At 47.7% G+C, this 18,571-nt stretch carries 20 protein-coding genes; 16 read left to right on the top strand and 4 right to left on the bottom strand.

Going from position 1 to position 18,571, the window contains the following annotated elements; genetic code table 11:
* Positions 1-112: 112 nt before the first annotated feature.
* The 6 genes from MKX98_RS09590 (at position 113) to thiI (ending at position 4,811) form a co-directional block, all read left to right on the top strand.
* Complete coding sequence (locus MKX98_RS09590; RefSeq protein WP_071222952.1) at positions 113-619, top strand: YpuI family protein; 507 nt, start codon at positions 113-115, stop codon at positions 617-619.
* A 136-nt stretch (positions 620-755) separates the two neighbouring features.
* Positions 756-980, top strand: a complete 225-nt coding sequence (locus MKX98_RS09595; protein WP_006209042.1) for a DUF1540 domain-containing protein — start codon at positions 756-758, stop codon at positions 978-980.
* A 69-nt stretch (positions 981-1,049) separates the two neighbouring features.
* Positions 1,050-1,412 (top strand): hypothetical protein, encoded by a 363-nt coding sequence (locus tag MKX98_RS09600; RefSeq protein WP_194541648.1) that lies wholly within the window; start codon positions 1,050-1,052, stop codon positions 1,410-1,412.
* A gap of 147 nt (positions 1,413-1,559) precedes the next feature.
* On the top strand, positions 1,560-2,246 hold the full coding sequence (locus MKX98_RS09605; protein WP_194541649.1) for a lytic transglycosylase domain-containing protein: 687 nt from the start codon (positions 1,560-1,562) through the stop codon (positions 2,244-2,246).
* A 169-nt stretch (positions 2,247-2,415) separates the two neighbouring features.
* Entirely contained in the window at positions 2,416-3,576 is a 1,161-nt protein-coding gene (locus tag MKX98_RS09610; protein ID WP_339222773.1) for a cysteine desulfurase family protein, read from the top strand.
* Positions 3,573-4,811 carry a tRNA uracil 4-sulfurtransferase ThiI gene (thiI, locus tag MKX98_RS09615; protein ID WP_220686048.1) on the top strand — a complete coding sequence of 413 codons (1,239 nt, stop codon included), beginning with the start codon at positions 3,573-3,575 and terminating at the stop codon, positions 4,809-4,811. Before MKX98_RS09610 ends, thiI begins: the two co-directional genes overlap by 4 nt.
* A gap of 133 nt (positions 4,812-4,944) precedes the next feature.
* On the opposite strand, the gene MKX98_RS09620 is transcribed toward thiI, so the two are convergent.
* Entirely contained in the window at positions 4,945-5,637 is a 693-nt protein-coding gene (locus MKX98_RS09620) for a TerC family protein (RefSeq protein WP_071222957.1), read from the bottom strand.
* A 131-nt stretch (positions 5,638-5,768) separates the two neighbouring features.
* Between MKX98_RS09620 and MKX98_RS09625 the strand changes: the two genes are divergently transcribed.
* From MKX98_RS09625 to MKX98_RS09650, 6 genes are all read left to right on the top strand, one after another.
* Positions 5,769-6,428, top strand: a complete 660-nt coding sequence (locus tag MKX98_RS09625) for a TerC family protein (RefSeq protein ID WP_194541650.1) — start codon at positions 5,769-5,771, stop codon at positions 6,426-6,428.
* 245 nt (positions 6,429-6,673) lie between these two features.
* Positions 6,674-7,186, top strand: a complete 513-nt coding sequence (locus MKX98_RS09630; protein WP_071222959.1) for a hypothetical protein — start codon at positions 6,674-6,676, stop codon at positions 7,184-7,186.
* Positions 7,187-7,338: 152 nt separating this feature from the next.
* Positions 7,339-9,180: a translational GTPase TypA gene (gene typA / locus MKX98_RS09635; RefSeq protein WP_071222960.1), complete on the top strand. Its 1,842-nt coding sequence runs from the start codon at positions 7,339-7,341 to the stop codon at positions 9,178-9,180.
* Positions 9,181-9,219: 39 nt separating this feature from the next.
* The gene (locus tag MKX98_RS09640; protein WP_076320612.1) at positions 9,220-9,513 is read left to right on the top strand and encodes a YlaH-like family protein; all 294 of its coding nucleotides are present in this window, start codon (positions 9,220-9,222) and stop codon (positions 9,511-9,513) included.
* Positions 9,514-9,680: 167 nt separating this feature from the next.
* Complete coding sequence (locus MKX98_RS09645; RefSeq protein WP_339222777.1) at positions 9,681-10,787, top strand: LCP family protein; 1,107 nt, start codon at positions 9,681-9,683, stop codon at positions 10,785-10,787.
* A gap of 45 nt (positions 10,788-10,832) precedes the next feature.
* A complete protein-coding gene (locus tag MKX98_RS09650) occupies positions 10,833-11,144 on the top strand; it encodes a hypothetical protein (RefSeq protein WP_339222779.1) in 312 nt (103 codons plus the stop codon).
* A 79-nt stretch (positions 11,145-11,223) separates the two neighbouring features.
* Here the strand turns inward: MKX98_RS09650 and MKX98_RS09655 are convergent, their stop codons facing one another.
* The gene (locus tag MKX98_RS09655; protein ID WP_339222781.1) at positions 11,224-11,877 is read right to left on the bottom strand and encodes a YhcN/YlaJ family sporulation lipoprotein; all 654 of its coding nucleotides are present in this window, start codon (positions 11,875-11,877) and stop codon (positions 11,224-11,226) included.
* A gap of 117 nt (positions 11,878-11,994) precedes the next feature.
* Here MKX98_RS09655 and MKX98_RS09660 point away from each other — a divergent pair, with 117 nt between their 5' ends.
* Both MKX98_RS09660 and MKX98_RS09665 read left to right on the top strand, forming a co-directional pair.
* The gene (locus tag MKX98_RS09660) at positions 11,995-13,326 is read left to right on the top strand and encodes a PhoH family protein (protein WP_194541654.1); all 1,332 of its coding nucleotides are present in this window, start codon (positions 11,995-11,997) and stop codon (positions 13,324-13,326) included.
* A 197-nt stretch (positions 13,327-13,523) separates the two neighbouring features.
* Positions 13,524-14,777, top strand: coding sequence for an extracellular solute-binding protein (locus MKX98_RS09665; protein WP_339222783.1), 1,254 nt, complete (start codon positions 13,524-13,526; stop codon positions 14,775-14,777).
* Positions 14,778-14,866: 89 nt separating this feature from the next.
* On the opposite strand, the gene MKX98_RS09670 is transcribed toward MKX98_RS09665, so the two are convergent.
* Positions 14,867-15,979 (bottom strand): hypothetical protein, encoded by a 1,113-nt coding sequence (locus MKX98_RS09670; protein ID WP_194541656.1) that lies wholly within the window; start codon positions 15,977-15,979, stop codon positions 14,867-14,869.
* Between the two features lie 255 nt (positions 15,980-16,234).
* Positions 16,235-16,471, bottom strand: a complete 237-nt coding sequence (locus MKX98_RS09675; protein WP_006209059.1) for a DUF2626 domain-containing protein — start codon at positions 16,469-16,471, stop codon at positions 16,235-16,237.
* A gap of 341 nt (positions 16,472-16,812) precedes the next feature.
* On the opposite strand from MKX98_RS09675, the gene MKX98_RS09680 reads away from it, so the two are divergent.
* Together MKX98_RS09680 and MKX98_RS09685 are read left to right on the top strand one after the other, a co-directional pair.
* A complete protein-coding gene (locus tag MKX98_RS09680) occupies positions 16,813-17,463 on the top strand; it encodes an RsfA family transcriptional regulator (RefSeq protein ID WP_071222968.1) in 651 nt (216 codons plus the stop codon).
* 139 nt (positions 17,464-17,602) lie between these two features.
* Positions 17,603-18,559, top strand: a complete 957-nt coding sequence (locus MKX98_RS09685; RefSeq protein WP_339222786.1) for a 2-dehydropantoate 2-reductase — start codon at positions 17,603-17,605, stop codon at positions 18,557-18,559.
* Positions 18,560-18,571: the final 12 nt, after the last annotated feature.

The raw sequence follows: 18,571 nt of genomic DNA on the forward strand, positions 1-18,571 counted from the left end.
TCATGATAGGGATTTCGTTATCCCAAAATTTGTGTTAGGATAGTACATATTATAACGACCGCCAGGCTATATGACCTGTAGGGTCACGACCATTTAAGGGGGATCTATCGTAATGCCAGCAGACAATCTTCAGAATTTATGCTCGGAGTCCAGAGAAAAGTTGAAATCTGCTATTTCGATTATGGAAACGTTTTTGAATGAACATGCTTTATCTCAATTGGTAACGGAACAAGACGAGGAAACCGTTCATTTTTACAAAGGATTTCTGTCGGATGTTCGCCATTTGCTTGTGTTTTCTGAAGTTTCCTATGAGAAGCTTGGTGTTGTACAGCGTCGCCCTAATTTTGATATCGATTTTGCCGAGAAGGCTTTGTATAATTTGTATCACCGCTGTGTCAACAGCTTCTTCTATCCCAAAAATGAAAGTTATTCCGAAGATGGTCGTTACGCCTATACCGGACAGGATGCGATTCGTTTCCGGAAGAAGCCGGTTCGTCCTGCCCGTGATGTCATTATGAACATTACCAAGATTTATGAGGAGCTCCGCGATGATCTTGCTTACTACGAAAGCGACTATTTGACGGAACGCCGTATGCAATCAGAGAAAAGACACGCATAGCATAATAAGGAACATTCAAGAGATGCCAACCATTGGCATCTCTTTTTGCGTTTCGCTGCTTAGGCACCAACTGACAATCGTTCTTGTGCATACCGGCAGTAAACTAAGGAAAAAATGTTGACGAGGTGATGCCAAAATGGCCAACGAAGCCAAACCATTAGTGAAGTGTAGTGTCAGCAATTGCCATTACTGGGGAGAACAAAACCTATGTCATGCCGAGATGATCATGATTGAAATTGACCGTCATGCGAATGTAAAACTCAATGAAGAGTATGGAGCAGAGCCCTATGTAGACGACCATCAGGATGTTGCTGACAAGTCTTCCGAGACCTGCTGTTTGACCTTTAAGCCGAAGGGCTGACGGGAAATAAGCCGGATAAAGTCCGGGTGCCGGGCACTTTAGGATGATGGAAATGGAGGAAGCTAGTTTATGGATAAAAAACATCGCAAGCATAAAATGAAGGTTGTAGAAGGCAAGCGAAACCGGATAGACTTCCCGCGCAAAGATCACCGTGAAGAATATGCAGCCGAGGTGGCTCCCCCTGTGGATGCTTCGGCACGAAGAGTGGACGAGGATAAGGCAGACGTCTCTACCGGTCGTACCGTCGGATATGTGGGCTTGGTATTAGGCATCGCCTCCTTGTTCATGTGGTCGGTAATCCTGGGACCCATCGCTGCGGTTGTTGGATATTACGCCTACAGCAAAGGCAGCAAAACGACAGGCGCCTGGTCGATCGGACTCGGCATATTGGCAACGCTCAGTTATTTTATCTTGATTCCTTTCAGTAGATAATTCATTTGATTATGGTGAACATAGGGCGAATCAACCAGAACGGTTGATTCGCTTATTTTTTTGCCGAATAGGTATAGCAGATTGTTCCAGTTCCATGATAAAATAAAGGACAAGTTTGAAATTTCGCTGCAGAAAGTGAGTTAAACGATGCAAATAGATCCGATATCATGGAAGCAAATGACGGATATACCACAGATGAATACGAATTCCACCGAGTCGGCAACCGGATTTGTCAATGTGCTAAGCAGCCTGCTTACCGAAGATTCCACCTCCAAGCCGGTCGAACGTTCGATTACACAGCTTGCGCCTGGCGTAACCTTTAAGGATGGGCTGTTATGGCAGCAGCTAGGAGCTGTAGATGAATCTGCTTCGTCTTTACCAATGGAGGGGGTCGTCCATGACACAGGAGCAACAAAGCCAACGACCTTTGAGGATTTAATTACGGCGGCCGGGGAACGCTATGGCGTGCCGGTATCGCTGATCAAAGCGGTCATCGATGCGGAATCTTCCTTTAATCCAAACGCGGTGTCCTCTGCAGGCGCCAAGGGGCTGATGCAGCTGATGGATGGCACAGCAAGGGGACTTGGGGTAAGCAACCCTTTTGATCCGGCTCAGAATATCGAAGGTGGTACTAAATATCTGTCCAATCTGATTCAGCGGTTTGGCGGAGAAATGGCTATGGTACTTGCAGCGTATAATGCAGGTCCAACCCGTATCGCGAATTTGGGTGTATCCAGTGATGAAGAGCTGATGTCCGTTGCTCATGAATTACCCGAGGAAACCCAAGCATACATCGGTAAAGTCATGAATGCACAATCAAAATACATGTTATAAACCCGCACGGGGATAAATAGGAAGATGATAGAAGATCAAACGATACATGCCGCTTTCCGATCTAAAGATGGAGTGCGGCTTTACCGTTTGGTCTTTTTGTGTAAATATAAAGGTCTGGAATAATAAGTTTTACAACGTGCGATGCGTATGATGGAAAGGGGAAATTACCTTGATATATTGGGATCACGCTGCTACGACCCCTCCCTATGATGAAGTAGTGGACACGTTGGCAGAAGTCATGAAAATGCATTATGCGAATCCGTCAGCACTTCATCGTTCAGGCGAGGCTGCCGCTAAACTGTTGAAAAAGGCAAGAGAGGTATGTGCAGCCGCGCTGGACGTTCAGCCGACGGAGATCGTATTCACTTCCGGGGCAACTGAAGGCAATAACATGGCGATTAAAGGGGCTGCAATGCAGTACAGCAGCCGTGGCCGGCACATCATCACGACGGGAACAGAGCATCCTTCCGTATATGAAAGCTGCAAGCAGCTGGAAACGCTTGGATGGGAAGTGACTTATCTACCGGTAGATGCCGCCGGCGTGGTGGATCTGGCTGCCTTGACGGAAGCTGTGCGCAAAGATACCGTGCTCGTCAGCATCATGCATGTCAATAATGAGACCGGGGCCGTCCAGCCGCTGACTGAAGTGGGTCGTATCGTTAAGGAGCGAAATTCACGAACGCTGCTGCATATCGATGGGGTACAGGGATTTGGCAAATTGCCGGTGACACTCTCCCAGTGGCAGGCCGACTTATACAGCCTGTCTGCCCATAAATTCAACGGTCCGAGAGGAATGGGCGTGCTATATATTAGGCAAGGCGTGCAATTGTTCCCGCTGGTATCGGGCGGATCGCAGGAGAATGGACACCGGGCAGGAACGGAGAATGTTGCCGGAGCGGTAGCGATGTCGAAGGCCATGCGATTATCCAGAGAACGCCAGCCCGAGTTTTATGCAAGGATGACGGAAATAAGAGAACTTCTGGTTCAGGGCATCCGCAAAATCCCGGGATTGGTGTTAAACAGCAACGAACAAAATGCGCCTCATATCATTCATTTTTCGTATCCGGGACTAAAACCCGAGGTGATGGTCCATGCTCTGGAAGAGATGGGCATGCTCGTCTCAACCAAATCCGCTTGCTCCTCTAAATTAAGCGAGCCCAGCCGGGTCCTGTTAGCGATGGGGAAGGACATGGACGTTGCTTCCTCCGGAATTCGCATCAGTCTCGGCAAAGAGCATCAGCTCGGCGATGCAGCGCGGCTTGTCGAAGTCTTGGCAAAAGTTTGCGGGAACCTGCGTCCCGTTATAGAAAGAGAGGGTAACCGGAGATGACCTACGATAAACTGCTGCTTCGCTTTGGCGAATTTACTCTAAAAGGCAAAAACCGCAACCGATTCGAGAGATCGGTCTTGAATCATATTCGAAGCGTGCTCAAACCGTTTCCTGGAGCGAAAATCGTTAAGGAATACGGCCGTTTGTACGTCGAGCTTAACGGAGAATCTCCCGAGGCCTTGATCCATGTCCTTAAAAAAGTATTTGGCCTTGTATCCATCAGTCCAGTTCGTGTATGTCCTTCCGAGCTTGACCGTATTATCGAAACCGCGATTGACTTTGTGGGACAGAAGGAACTGGCTGACCCGTCGACCTTCAAAGTCAATGCGAGAAGGGTGTGGAAACAATTTCCTCATTCCTCGCAAGAGATGAATCATTTAGTCGGATCGCCCTTGCTGCGAACCTATCCACAGCTTAAAGTAAAGGTAAAGCAGCCCGATATGGAGCTTCGTGTGGAAATTCGGGAGAACGAGACGTATCTGTACTATGAAGTGATTCCCGGCGCCGGCGGATATCCGATTGGTACGAATGGGAAGGCCATGCTGCTTCTATCGGGGGGGATCGACAGTCCTGTAGCGGGCTGGTCAGCCATGCGCAGAGGACTTGAAATTGAGTGCGTACACTTCTACAGTTTTCCCTACACCAGCCAACTTGCGAAGGAAAAGGTAATGGAGTTAACAAGGCTGTTATCGGGCTACACCGGGAAAATCAAGCTGCACCTCGTTCCGTTCACGGATGTACAGACTTCGTTTGTCGGCATCGGCCAGGATAATCTGATCATTACGTTTATGCGCAGAGCGATGCTGCGGATTGCTTCCTCGCTTGCTGAGCGGGAAGGGGCATTGGCGATCGTGACGGGTGACAGTCTCGGACAAGTTGCCAGTCAGACGCTGCCCAGCATGAATGTGATCGGCAGAGCCACCGAGCTGCCGCTGCTGCGGCCGCTCGTTATGATGGATAAGAACGATATCATCAACACTGCAATGGACATTGGTACATTCGAGACATCGATATTGCCGTATGAGGATTGCTGTACGCTGTTTGTGCCTAAATCGCCCACCACCAATCCGAATTTGAAGATCATCGAGAAGGTGGAGGCTTCCATTCCCGAGCTGCCTGCACGGATTCAAGCAGCCATTGAAGGTACGGAGACGGTGGTTATTACCCCGGACAGTAACATCGGTGAGCTTGAAGAAAAGCATGCGGAGCCCGTCGTAAACGAAGACTGGTTCTAATCGAGTATCAAGCGAAGGTAACAAGGGTTGAGTAAACCGGACGAGTGTGCGCAGGTTTAAACATAAACAACACCCCAAAGCTTCTTAGAAAGCCTTGGGGTGTTGTTTTTTTTGTATGCGTATGGACTTTTAATTATGACTGGCTGGATGACTGACGGCGTCCGGCAGATCTTTTTTTCAGATGTCCTGCAGTCAGCACACCGACAATGATGGCAGCAATGAAGAGATATTTAATAATCTGGTGCGCTTCGAAATATCCCATAAAATGCTTCTCTTCGGTAATCATGGAGGACGCCGTGTACGCAAGTACCGCAGAACCTACATAGATAATCCATGGGAAACGGTTGATCAGTTTGATAAACAGCGTGCTGCCCCATACCACGATAGGTACGCTGATGAGCAGGCCCAGCGTTACAAGGATCATATTGTGTTTCGCAGCGCCGGCAACGGCAATGACATTGTCCAGGCCCATAGCGGCATCCGCTACAATGATCGTACGAATAGCAGCGCCAAGGCTTTTCCCGGCTTTGATATTGCCATGGTCATTATTGTCGTCGGTCATCAGCTTGTAGGCAATGCCAATCAGGAGCACGCCTCCCACAAGCAGTAACCAAGGAATGTTAAGCAGCCAGACAACGAGGATGGTGGCAATGATGCGAAGAATAACAGCTCCGGCCGTGCCGTAGATAATTGCTTTTTTCTGGGTTTCCTTCGGAAGATTGCGTGCTGCAAGACCGATCACAATGGCATTGTCCCCGGCCAAGATCAGATCCAAAAATACAATGTTGATTAATGCAAGAAAAAATTCAGCGGCTGTGGTTTCCATGAATGTCACTCCTCTTAGAATACGGTCCCACCATTAAACAAAAGTGGATTTATTATAGGCCTATTTTTCCCGATGTGCAAGCATAGCCTGGACAATTTCCACATATGTGTAAAGTGGGGGGTGTTGTTTTAGTGGAGACGATTTTTTTGTTGGGACAGATATTGATGATCAATCTTGTACTCAGTGGCGACAATGCGCTGGTCATCGCGATGGCCAGCAAAGACCTTCCCGAAATACACCGCAGACGGGCGGTCTGGATCGGGACCGCAGGGGCTGTTCTCTTACGGTGTATTCTGACTTTTTTGGCGGTTTTGCTGCTGAAAATTCCATTTTTACAGGCTGGCGGCGCCTTATTGTTGATCTGGATCGCAGTCAAACTCATGATGCAGAAGGAGCATGACCATGCAAACTTGGCCAAAGCTTCAACGATATGGGCTGCAGTCAATACGATATTGATTGCCGATTTCGTGATGAGCCTGGATAATGTCTTGGCCATTGCAGGGCTTGCAAAAGGCGATCTCGCCTTGATTGTCATCGGAATATTATTAAGCATTCCCATCGTTGTATGGGGAAGCGGGATGATCGCAAGCCTGCTTCACAAGTTTCCCGTGCTGCTTTACATAGGTGCCGGTATTCTAGCTTTTACAGCAGGCGAAATGCTCATACAGGATTCCCGCGTAGGGCTGCTTCTGGCTTACTGGATGCCTTATGCCCACAATCTGCTGCCGATTGTCATTGCAGGTGCCGTCGTTCTCATTGGCGGATTACAGACGGTGAGACGGCCCTTGTAACGGGAGTCTATTTTAACAACCCTTTGGCGGCATATGAGGAAAGCATAGGAAAAATGGATGATTGCTCGTGCAGTCGTCCATTTTTTGTTGGGTCCATACAGGTATATGGGACGGGGAAAGGATATTTCAAGTGGAACAAGCTCGGGATATGGTTTTTTTTGTCGGTTTGGGCTAAAATTAACGTAACAGCTTCTTTTAGAAACCGCTATTTTTGGTGATACATATATTGAAGAGAGGGTGATCAAATGTCCTCCAGAAAAGATTTGGCGCTGGGTATTTTCATCGTTGTTGCTGGAGTCGTTATTTTGCTCGGCAAGCTTGGTGTATTTGGATTTTTGGGAAGAACGTTATGGCCGCTCGTCCTGCTGCTGCCGGGTATTTTTTTGCATATCATGTTTTTTGGTCGCCGTGCCACTGCCGCGGTTCTGATTCCAGGCGGCATTCTGACGGTATATGGTCTTCTGTTCTTCATATGTATTATTGGGGGATGGGGACTGATGGCTTCATTATGGCCTGTGTTAATTCTCGGCGTGGCTGTCGGCTTGTATGAATATTATCTGTACGAGAGCCCGCGACCAGGCGCTGCGCTGCCGGTTGCGCTTGGACTGACAGTGCTTTCTGTTTTGATTTTCTTCTTCACCTGGCTTGAGACTGGAGCGTTCTACATTATTGCCCTGATCCTGATTGCAGCGGGCGTTTGGATGATCTTCGGGCGCAATCGTTCCGGGCGCAATAATAAATGGAGCAGAGGCTGGTAATTGGTAAGAGGTAAAAGTTGCTGGAAGTTTTCTGAAAAGACTTGATTTTCCCGCTCGTTTACCTATATTATAGGATGTATGTTGAAGCGTCGGCATGTCGTCCGGCGCTTTCTTTGTGGCTCATTCGAACAGAAGGGATTTGAGATATATTTATGCAATCAAGAGATCAGATTCGCAACATTGCCATTATTGCTCACGTTGACCATGGCAAAACAACACTTGTAGACCAACTGCTGCAGCAGTCCGGTATTTTCCGGGAGCATGAGACGCTGCAGGAACGCGCGATGGATTCCAATGATTTGGAGCGCGAACGCGGAATTACCATCCTAGCCAAGAATACGGCTATTACGTATAAAGATTTCTTGATTAACATCGTGGATACACCTGGACACGCCGATTTCGGTGGTGAAGTTGAGCGTATTATGAAAATGGTTGACGGCGTTCTGCTCGTTGTTGACGCTTATGAAGGATGTATGCCTCAGACCAAGTTTGTGTTAGGTAAAGCTCTTGCACATAACTTGACTCCAATCGTCGTTGTGAACAAGATTGACCGTCCGGCCGCCCGCCCAGCTGAAGTGATCGATGAAGTGCTGGATCTGTTCATTGAGCTTGGTGCGAATGACGACCAATTGGACTTCCCCGTTGTATATGCATCTGCCTTAAACGGTACTTCCAGTATGGATCCCGAGAAGCAAGATGATAACATGCTTGCTCTTTACGAGACCATTATTGACCATATCCCTTCCCCTACAGAGAAAGTGGACGAGCCTCTCCAGTTCCTCGTTACCTTGATGGATTACAATGAATATCTTGGACGTATCGCCGTCGGACGCGTGAACCGCGGTGTTATTAAGCAAGGCCAACCGGTTACCGTTATGCTTCGTGACGGCTCGACCAAGAATGCTCGTATCGAGAAGCTGTTCGGCTTCCAGGGATTGAAGCGGATCGAGGTTGCCGAAGCAGGCGCAGGTGACATCGTGGCGATTGCAGGGATCAAAGACATTAACATCGGAGAGACCATTGCAGATCCACAGCATCCGGAGGCATTGCCTGTCCTTAAAATTGATGAACCAACCCTGCAAATGACGTTCCTTGTTAACAACAGTCCTTTTGCCGGACGCGAAGGCAAATGGGTAACATCCCGTAAGCTGCGTGACCGTCTCTTTAAAGAACTGGAAACGGACGTAAGTTTGCGAGTGGATGAGACGGACAGCCCTGATGCTTATATCGTATCGGGACGCGGTGAGCTTCACCTCAGTATTTTGATTGAGAATATGCGCCGTGAAGGTTATGAGCTTCAAGTTTCCAAGCCTGAAGTTATCGTAAGAGAAATTGATGGCGTCAAAATGGAGCCGATCGAACGTTTGATGATCGATGTACCAGAAGAAAGCATGGGCTCCGTTATGGAAAGCCTTGGAACACGCAAGGCTGAAATGGTGAACATGGTGAATAACGGAAATGGCCAAGTGCGTCTGGAATTCTTGATTCCTGCTCGCGGACTTATCGGTTACCGCACCCATTTCCTGACCCTCACACGCGGTTATGGCATCATGAACCACGCATTCGACAGCTACGGTCCGCTTATCGGCGGTCAAGTGGGTGGACGTCACCAAGGTGTGCTGGTTTCCACGGAGAACGGATCTTCAACGTTCTATGGCATGATGTCGGTCGAAGATCGCGGTACCCTGTTCCTGGAACCGGGGACTGAGATTTATGAAGGTATGATCGTCGGGGAGCATACCCGCGATAACGATATCGTCGTTAATATTTGTAAAGAGAAGCAATTGACCAACGTTCGTTCGGCAACGAAGGATGACACGGTTAAATTGAAAACACCGGTTATTTTCTCACTGGAGCAGGCCCTTGAATACTTGAACGACGACGAGTATTGCGAGATTACGCCGAAGTCCGTTCGTCTTCGCAAGAAGATTTTGAACAAGAGTGAGCGCGAACGTGCAGAAAAACATCGTAAAATGGCGCAAGCAAATCTATAATAGATAGAGATCGACTTGTCCAAAAGGAGTGAACCTATCATGCAAGAATGGTTTGCCTCGCACCCACTCATCTCTTATATCGTGATTTTTGTGCTGATCACCTACGTTTACAACAAGGTATTCCGGGTGAAGCAGAAGCTCCCTCTGTTGAAGGAGATTCTCCTGTATATCTTGATGGCCTTGGGTTCGGCGATACTGCTTGTGTTTCAGATTGATAAGCTGCCGATTATCCAGTGCTTGTTAGTAGCAGTGGCATTGATGCTGATGGTGCGTATTCGATATTTTGTTGAAGATCGTCAGAAGAAGAAGGCTCAGACCGAACCAAAATCATAAGTTGATGTAGATTTTTATAAAAAGTGCCTGTATTTTGAATCCGGCAACTTTTTGTCAATCCCCTTCGTTTATAAGAGAGAGAAGTTAACCAAGGTCCGGTAAATGCTTCGTAATTTGAAGCGTTTATCGGACATTCATCTAATTTGAATGAAATCAGGTGTTATGATATGAATCCTACTCATACCAATCTCCCTCCGAGAGCCAAAAGTGGGGGGAAGGGCAAGAAACAGCCAGTTCCAAAAAAGAAAAAAAGCGCATGGAAATCATTTTTTAAACTCATTCTTATCGTCTTGTTAATTGCAGTTCTGGCTGCAGCAGGTTATGCTGGCTACTTGTTCTTCAAAGGCAATGAGATCATTGAAAAAAGCGGGATCGACAAACCTGTAGCTCCAGGCCAATCTGCAAAAGAAAAACCGATCACGGTGCTTCTCCTGGGAACGGATCATCGCCCGGAAACGGGGACTTACTTGACGGATGTGGTCATGGTCGCCACCATGCATCCGGAAACCAATACGTCGACGCTGGTTTCTCTGCCGCGGGATACGCTCATTGAACTCGAGGGATATAAAGCGACGAAGCTGAACGCTTATTACCCAAGGTTTAAAGCGGCTTACAATGCTGCGGAGAAAAAGGAACCGGGCAGCGGCATTCCGGCTGAAGAAGAAATGAAAGTCATGATGAGCAAGTATCTTGGCGTTAATATCGACTATGTAACGGTTATCGATTTCCAGGGATTCCGTGATGTGGTGGATACCTTTGGCGGCGTAGATGTCAACGTTCAATACAATATGTGTTACCGCGATACTGCCGACGGGACCGACATTAACCTCACGGTGGGACCTCAGAAGCTGGATGGCAAGAAGGCGCTGGATTATGTTCGTTACCGTAAATCCAGTGACAGCTGTTCGCCAAGAACGAAGGAGTCAAGCGATTTTGAGCGTAATGCCCGCCAAAGCGAAGTATTGCATTCCCTGCTCGATAAGATGAAATCGCTCGGAGGCGTTGCGAAGGTGGGCAATGCTCTGGATGCGGTCAGCGATAACATGACCACCGATTTCGAGCAGGAGCAGATCCGGAATTTGATTGCGACTTATTATGATATCGGAAAAGATGATGTGAAATTCATGCCGGTTACAGGCAATTGGAAGAGCCCTTATGTGTATATAAGCAGCAGCGAGCTGGATGCAGCCAGACAAGCGCTGCAAGACGAGCTTGCCGGCAAGCATAACGCTGGCGAGCAGGGGACAGAAGCGGATTCTGCAACAACTCCGTGACAATTGAAGGCAAGTTTTATTGTATGCTATAATACAATGTATCAGATGGAGATCATTGTACAGGAGGCCGAAGGCATGTCCTACCTTATGATGCATACGACACACCCATTGATCTGTACTCGGCAGACGGATTACCCTGCCCATGGATTTGTGGTAGCAGATTCCATGTGGGGATGGGAGCCTTTCAAATGTCATCCTTCTGATTCCATGTCTTCTCAGGCGTGTTCATTCGACATGGGTGTCAATTCCACACCGAACAGGCTGCAAAACTCTGAATATGATACGGGTCACGACGCCTCTGGCGAAGCAGAAATGCTCGCTAAAGGCGTTGTTATGACCTTAAAAAAAGCCCAGTGAGCTTCACTGGGCTTTTTTGTATGAAATTTGGAGACAGGTGACGGACAAACTCGGGTTATGACAGGATTTGTCTTCTTGCCTATTTATTACGGTTCGGGTTGGCTGGTGCATTACCCCGATTATTCGGATTTACCGTTTGTGCACCGTTATCTTGTGCATTACGATCACGAGGTGTTACATCTTTAGGCAGCTGAGGAATGATGCGGCCTACGATGTCAGCGAGTTCACTGGCAAGTCCTGAAACCGGATTTCCCTCCTGAATATGCCGGCCAAGATCGGCAATCCGGTTTGTAACGTCTAAATCAGCCGTAACAAGTGCATTGGCACCTGCCGGATCGGATTGAAGGGCTTCCGCGACTGTGTATTTAATGGTTCCGACTTCTGCCCGATCTAAATTTCCATCTACATTAAGTCCAACAACAGCCGTATTTCCCATGACAACACAGTTTGCGTTTTTAACGCCGGGCACACTCTCTGCCAGTGATTTGAGGTGATTTGCGGTTGTAGCGTCAACTTGTCCGTTGTTATTGCCAACCTGTCCCGTATTCGTGTTATCCGGAGTCCAGCCGTCTACATTGTTAGTGGTATAACCTCTGTTTTCATTCATATTCTGAACATTGTTAGCAGTGGTTCCATTGGTTTGATTACGAGGAGAGGGTGATGCATTGTTATTGGCGGTCCCGCAGCCTGCGAGCAACAACACCGCTAGCATGATGGATAGAGCAGCTCTCATGGATTGATCTGTCCTTTCGTAGTAGAGTTCGCTAAATTACACCAGTCGCTACGCTTATTATGTCCGGGACGGAAAGGTTTATGTGTGTACCTGATGAAGAAGCAGTGGAGGGATAAGATGAAAAAAATATTTGTGCTGGATACGAACGTATTGCTGCATGATCCTCAGTCGATCTATGCATTCGAGGAGCATGAAGTCATCATTCCTGCGGTGGTTCTTGAAGAGATTGATTCGAAGAAGCGAAACGCGGATGAAATTGGCCGAAATGCCCGCACGGTCTCCCGATTGCTCGATGGGCTAAGAGAGCAAGGTCATCTTCATGACGGAGTTCTTCTGGAGAACGGCGGGACGTTGAAGGTTGAGCTGAATCATCGCAGCTTCGTCAAGGTACAGGAGTTATTTAGCGAAGCATCCAACGACAACCGAATTTTGGCTGTCGCGTTAAATTATAAATTGGAGGAGGAGCCGAAGGAGGACGGAAGACCCGTCGTTCTGGTCAGCAAGGATGTGCTTGTTCGAATTAAAGCGGATGTCCTCGGACTCACGACCCAGGATTATTTATCGGACCGTACAGCCGATCCAAGTGAATTGTATCCTGGATTCTCTACCTTAAAGGTACATCCTTCGGTGATCGATGAATTCTACAGCTATCGTTATTTGCCGATTAAACCTCTTCAATTGTCTTATCCGCTTTATCCTCATGAATTTGTTATTCTGAAGGATGAGATGGGGACTGGAAAGTCAGCTCTCCTTCATGTGAATGAGGATGCAACCAGATTGGAGCCGCTCCATTTAAGCAACGAACCTGTATGGGGCATCAGCGCCCGCAACGCCCAACAGCGTATGGCGATTGAGCTTCTTCTAAACGACGATATTCCGCTAGTCACCATTACCGGGAAAGCCGGAACGGGAAAAACCTTGTTGGCATTGGCAGCAGGCCTATCCAAGGTGGAGGATGAGCATAAATACAAAAAACTGCTCATTGCGCGTCCGGTCGTTCCGATGGGGAAGGATATCGGTTATTTGCCTGGCGAAAAAGAAGAGAAACTAAGACCATGGATGCAGCCGATATATGACAATCTGGAATATTTGTTCGACACCAAGAAATCGGGTGATATCGATAAAATATTGATGGGGCTCGGCAGCATCCAGGTGGAAGCACTGACTTATATCCGGGGCCGCTCGATACCAGGCCAGTTCATCATTGTGGATGAAGCCCAAAACTTATCCCGTCATGAAGTCAAAACGATTGTTTCCCGGGCGGGAGAAGGAAGTAAGGTGATCCTCATGGGAGATCCGGAGCAGATTGATCATCCCTACCTGGATGCTGTGAGTAATGGGTTGACCTATGTGGTTGAACGATTCAAGCAAGAAAATCTGAGCGGGCATATTACGCTGACTAAAGGGGAACGCTCCAAGCTGGCTCAGCTGGCTGCCGACTTGTTATAACCTTATATTTCCCGAGAAATGATTCCTTAAAATAACTTGTAGGTTTAAGACTGTTCCAGATTCATAGGACAGTCTTTTTTCCTTCCCATCGTAACTAGTAAAATCTGGACTGAATAATTAACAAAAAAGATAGGACAAGAGTACTAGAAGTTTGGTAAAATAAGGGCATGCGACTATTGAAGGAGTGAAGATGGGATATGAAGCGGAAGAAATATTGGTTCTTATTTGCCATTTTACTGTTGTCTTTATCCAGTTTATCTCCCAGCTTTGACTTCACTCATCACACTAGACGGGAGCCCCCGGGGGATGAGCCTAATCCTCCGCAGCAAAGACCGGAAGTACCGGAGACCGATATGGGTCCGATCAAGGTCGGTGTTCAGGTAAAGCCGGATGAACTGAGACAACTAAAAGCTCTTAATGAGCGTTTTATGGAAGAGACCGGTGCTGAGGTTGAAATCTTGCCCTTGGAAACGAGTGAAACAAGCAAAGAGTCGTTTCTGCTCGAGATGTCCCTTGGTGAAGGACCTGATATTGTATTAACGGATTCACACTTTATTAAAGCGCTTGCAATGAGTGGATGCCTACTGCCTGTTGATGCTTCTCAGGGCACGCTGCCGGGTGAAGACATCTTGAATGGCCTTCTGCCACCGCTGCAGTGGAACGGGTATCAATGGGGAATGCCGTTTGATATAGACCCCTATATTATGACCTGGCAGACCAAGGGGAAGGACGGAGAACCTTTTAAAATGCCACAGAGCCGTCAGGCATGGCAGGAATATTCGGAGCTGCATAAAGTAAGTCCTATCCTCTTATTTGATTCGAATGATCCTTACGCTTTCGGTGCGGCGGTTCATTTGCTCGAAGGTGATCCCTCCATGCCGGATCAAGAGGTTCTTCATATGCTGATTCGCAATCAGGGAAGATGGGAAGAATCAGAGCAAGGCGCCATGGAAGCAGAGGTTAATGACCAAGCGTTGACCACCACCGCTAAGACGGAAGCAGCCGTGGTCATCAGGCCGTATTCGAGCTTATCAGATCAAGATGACAACGGAATGTCGCTTGCATTGGCAATGGGGAAGGCCCGTCTGGATACGCCGGTTGTCCGAACCCGAAGTTTTGCTGTAGCCGCACACACGGAATCATCGACACTTGCCATGAAATGGATTACGTATATGACCGGCAAAGAGATGCAGCGTGAATGGAGCAAAGCGGCGGGAACGCTCCCCGTTATTTCGGAGCTGTATGTCACGGGTACAAACCTAAGTGATCGGGGCATTTGGCAAAAGGCGGCCGTTCCAGCCCAGGTGCTGCTCTCCAGGAATGAGCCGGCTGCTTTGGATTTTGGGGAGTCGGAAGATTTCCAAACGTATAGCGAAGCAGCCAATCGACTGCTGCTTGGCGAAATCACGATAGAAGAATATATGAAAATGTACACGCCTGCTCAACCATAAAAGAAAAAGCTGCCCAAGCGTGAACTGCACCCCCATTGTTAGACATATCTAACAGTTGGAGGTGCAGTTCAGCGAAGGGCAGCTTTTTTCTATAAATCCAGCTCCATTTTGACCACTAATCTTTGATCTTGGCTGGATACCTGCGTTGCTTTTAAGAAAGACACCAGCTGCTTGGGATAAAAGTTCATGTCGAATTCTTCCTGCAGCGCTTTGCGCGTGGTGTCAGGCAATTCCAGCCGATTGAACACAAGTTTGTCGACTTGGAACATGATGGCATTCTCCGGTTCGTTAATCACGGTGTATTTTCCTTCAATCAGAAGCGAGAGATTTCCGCTCTCACCCGAAGCAATTACTTTTCCATCGTCAAAATGGAAAGCAAAGCTGTTAAAGATTTCATCTTCAGATCTTAAAAATGCGTTGAGATCATCCTCATGGATATCGATGGTGTACTCCTTGCCGTTTGTTTTCAACATATTCTTGCTTCCCTGAACAAATTGCGGCAAATTCTCCATGGCGCTGGCTAAAGCCTGGAAGTGACGCTTTACCTCATACAGGCCCACGTTCTCCCAATAAAGGGTGAACTCCTCAATCAATTTCTTCATGGCATCCGGGTTGCCGCTGGCTGTCAGTGCTCCGTCAACCTGCTGTTCAAGCGCCACCACCCGTTCACGCTGCTTGACAAGGCTGTCCTTTACATCGACGAGCTGAGAAGCATTGCGTGCGGCTTCAGCCTGGGCGGAGGCAAGGGAGCGGTACTGAAGGTTATATTCCGCAAGTGTATCCCGATCATTTTGAATAATCATATCGTAAAAGTCCATGATCCGGAAAAAACCGGCTAAGTCTTTTGCAGACAACAGCATGAAGAATAAGTTATCCCGCTCACCCATGTAATATGACCGAAGGACGGCAGCCGCCCGATCTCGCCGGTCTTCGATTCGCAAGCCCATATCCTGAATTTTAATTTGCAGTTCGCTCTGGAGCTGCTGCAATTCGGCGATACGTTTGGTTATCCGTTCGATTTCATGATCGATCTCCACAATGGAGAGGCTGTCCTCCAGAAGTTTGCGCGCCTCTTCCGAATCAGGCATAACCGGGCTTGCATCCTGCTCGGAATATACGGAAGCGGGAGCTCCTATGAAGCAGAACAACAGGGTTATACACAGCATGACCGGGAGGAGAGGTTGTTTTATTCGTACATTCAAACGGGAGTCCTCCTTGAATGGTTGTTAGTCGAAAGGAATCCAACCGCTGTTTGTCCCTTCATTTTAACCAATATATGACGTATACGACTCAATTATCAACCTTTGGGCATTAAAAAAGCGATCCGGCAGCTAAAGCACCTGATCGCTCTTTTAAGTACTCTCATTCTCTAATCGCAAGGAAAATCCACCAGCGTGCCCCAGTTTGTCCAGGTTGAGCGCCGGCGGATTACAAACATCGCTTGCATGGTTTACCTATTAGAGTGGTTTGCCCATAATGAAGACCGTCCAATAGCTAAAGCCTGTGAAGGTCACGATCATATAAGCCCAGAAGAGAAGAATATAGGTTCTCTCCGTGAATTTCAAATATCCCAGGATCACGAAAAATGCAGTCTGCAGGAAGAAAAGCAGTGCCATTTCAATATGATCTCCGGCAAAGGCCATCAACCCGATAGTCAGGGTGAAAAAGCCAAGGACTCGAAACATCCGTGCCACGATTATATCCTCCTCTCGTATGTACGCACATAATGCTGCTATGAACATTATAGCGTTATGGGAAAAACGTGTAAACGCCTAACTCAAGAAAACCCTTTATTTTTTATTATTAACCAGAAGCAGGACGTTAAATTCGTGAATAATTTGGACGAATCTTCCCTTTTGCCTTCGTAAGAGTATGATCTGTAATCAAAATGGAAATACATTTTAGTATCAAATAGATTCTATGAACTCTATGAGAGGCATAGAAATGAATTAAGCAGTTTTTATACCCTATTCAGCAGCCGATTTACGGTATTGAAGACGGTTATTTTAGGATGTCGTTAGGAGGGTTTTATGGTATGTCAGCAGTGAGACAGGATGCATGGAGTGCAGAGGACGACCTAATATTGGCGGAGGTGACCCTTCGTCATATTCGTGAGGGCAGCACCCAATTGGCTGCCTTTGAGGAAGTGGGAGAAAGAATCGGCCGGACATCGGCGGCTTGTGGATTTCGTTGGAACAGCTGCGTTCGCAAGAAATATGAGGATGCTATCAGCTTGGCGAAATCTCAGCGTCAAAAGAGAAGTTATTATAAAAAACAGCCTTCGGTAAGCGGACCGCAGGTTGCCGGTTTGGCTGCTCCGGAACTGGAGCACGATGTCTATAAGAATGATGGTGCAAGCGAAGAAACACTGTCCATCGATGCCGTTATCCGTTTCCTTCGTCAGTGGAAGGGCGGGCTTCAGGAAAGTTCACGTCAGTATAAATTGCTTGAGAAGAACTTGCGTGAAAAAGAGGAAGAGCTTTCAAGACTCCGCAGTGAGAATCAAAGGTTATTGAAGGAAGTCAGCGAAGTGAAAACGGACTATCATGTGGTCAATGACGATTATAAGGCACTGATTCAGATTATGGATCGGGCACGCAGACTTGCTTTCTTAAATGAAGAAGACGAGGAACTTAAGACACGCTTTAAAATGGACGCAAATGGTAACCTAGAACGAATTGAATAGGTAAAGATTATCTTGCTCCAGCCGTAACCCGCATTAGTGCATTTCATGCGCTTGGCGGGTTATTTGTGCGTATAGGAGATTATTCTGATATATACTAGGACTAGTACTTTGTGGTTGATTACAATAATGGGGGATTATCATGAATATCCATATTATCGGAGCCGGCTCATTGGGGCTGTTATATGCGGGAAAACTTGCGGATTCAGGCTGCCGTGTCACGCTATGGTGTCGAAGCGAGGAGCAGGCGGACAAGCTTCGGGCTTCCGGCATAACCATCGAGGAGCCGGGCCGGCACCAGGTCGTTGACGCCCATGCTTTCTCGGTCAGCTCATGGTCATCCTTTGCCGAGTCGGGTGGCGGGGCCGATGCGGATTATCTTTTCCTCATGCTGAAGCAGCAAGGGATCGAAGAGATGGCAACGGAGATGCTGGCTCTATTTGGGCAAGATCACCGCAGACTCCTATGTTTTCAGAACGGTACAGGCCATATGGAGCGGCTTCAGGACCTGCTGCCGATGTGGACGCTCTACGCCGCCATTACGACGGAAGGGGCCAAGCGTACAAGCAGCGTCTCCGTTTTGCACGCCGGTCACGGAACGACGACAATCGGCAAAATGAAACCTGCCGGGAGCTCATTAGATGCCTTCTCTCAGGATGATCATGAAATTAAGCTTGTTAAACAGCTGAATAGAGCAGGATTTGAAGCTTTTTTGTCGAATGAAATGGATGAGATGATTAATCGTAAACTGCTGATCAACGCGGTCATTAATCCTTTGACAGCATTGTGGCGGATTCCTAATGGAGAGCTGTTAACTTCCCCAGAACGAGTCAGGCTTATGGAGCAGTTATATAATGAAGGGATCGCCGTATATGAAGCGGCTGGAATTCCTTATGGAAGCGGGCTTTGGGAATGGATCCTATCCGTCTGCCAATCGACTTCAGGTAACACGTCTTCCATGCTTAAGGATGTAATGGACGGCAGAACGACGGAGGTTGCCTGGATTAACGGTAGCATTGTCCGTTTGGGTCAAAAATATGGCATTTCTGTGCCAAAACACGAGCTGATCACACAGCTCATCGAGGGGATGAATACATAGGGGGTCTTTAGC

This window comes from Paenibacillus sp. FSL W7-1332 (assembly GCF_037969785.1).
Classification (GTDB): Bacteria; Bacillota; Bacilli; order Paenibacillales; family Paenibacillaceae; genus Paenibacillus_AQ.

What these genes read in the sequence shown, in the direction of transcription:
- thiI (WP_220686048.1), top strand. Translation starts at nt 3,573, where the DNA reads ATGACCTACGATAAACTGCTGCTTCGCTTTGGCGAATTTACTCTAAAA.
- MKX98_RS09665 (WP_339222783.1), top strand. Translation starts at nt 13,524, where the DNA reads ATGAAGCGGAAGAAATATTGGTTCTTATTTGCCATTTTACTGTTGTCT.
- MKX98_RS09660 (WP_194541654.1), top strand. Translation starts at nt 11,995, where the DNA reads ATGAAAAAAATATTTGTGCTGGATACGAACGTATTGCTGCATGATCCT.
- MKX98_RS09655 (WP_339222781.1), bottom strand. Translation starts at nt 11,877, where the DNA reads ATGAGAGCTGCTCTATCCATCATGCTAGCGGTGTTGTTGCTCGCAGGC.
- MKX98_RS09605 (WP_194541649.1), top strand. Translation starts at nt 1,560, where the DNA reads ATGCAAATAGATCCGATATCATGGAAGCAAATGACGGATATACCACAG.
- MKX98_RS09645 (WP_339222777.1), top strand. Translation starts at nt 9,681, where the DNA reads ATGAATCCTACTCATACCAATCTCCCTCCGAGAGCCAAAAGTGGGGGG.
- MKX98_RS09620 (WP_071222957.1), bottom strand. Translation starts at nt 5,637, where the DNA reads ATGGAAACCACAGCCGCTGAATTTTTTCTTGCATTAATCAACATTGTA.
- MKX98_RS09650 (WP_339222779.1), top strand. Translation starts at nt 10,833, where the DNA reads ATGGAGATCATTGTACAGGAGGCCGAAGGCATGTCCTACCTTATGATG.
- MKX98_RS09685 (WP_339222786.1), top strand. Translation starts at nt 17,603, where the DNA reads ATGAATATCCATATTATCGGAGCCGGCTCATTGGGGCTGTTATATGCG.
- MKX98_RS09590 (WP_071222952.1), top strand. Translation starts at nt 113, where the DNA reads ATGCCAGCAGACAATCTTCAGAATTTATGCTCGGAGTCCAGAGAAAAG.
- MKX98_RS09680 (WP_071222968.1), top strand. Translation starts at nt 16,813, where the DNA reads ATGTCAGCAGTGAGACAGGATGCATGGAGTGCAGAGGACGACCTAATA.
- MKX98_RS09630 (WP_071222959.1), top strand. Translation starts at nt 6,674, where the DNA reads ATGTCCTCCAGAAAAGATTTGGCGCTGGGTATTTTCATCGTTGTTGCT.
- typA (WP_071222960.1), top strand. Translation starts at nt 7,339, where the DNA reads ATGCAATCAAGAGATCAGATTCGCAACATTGCCATTATTGCTCACGTT.
- MKX98_RS09595 (WP_006209042.1), top strand. Translation starts at nt 756, where the DNA reads ATGGCCAACGAAGCCAAACCATTAGTGAAGTGTAGTGTCAGCAATTGC.
- MKX98_RS09640 (WP_076320612.1), top strand. Translation starts at nt 9,220, where the DNA reads ATGCAAGAATGGTTTGCCTCGCACCCACTCATCTCTTATATCGTGATT.
- MKX98_RS09600 (WP_194541648.1), top strand. Translation starts at nt 1,050, where the DNA reads ATGGATAAAAAACATCGCAAGCATAAAATGAAGGTTGTAGAAGGCAAG.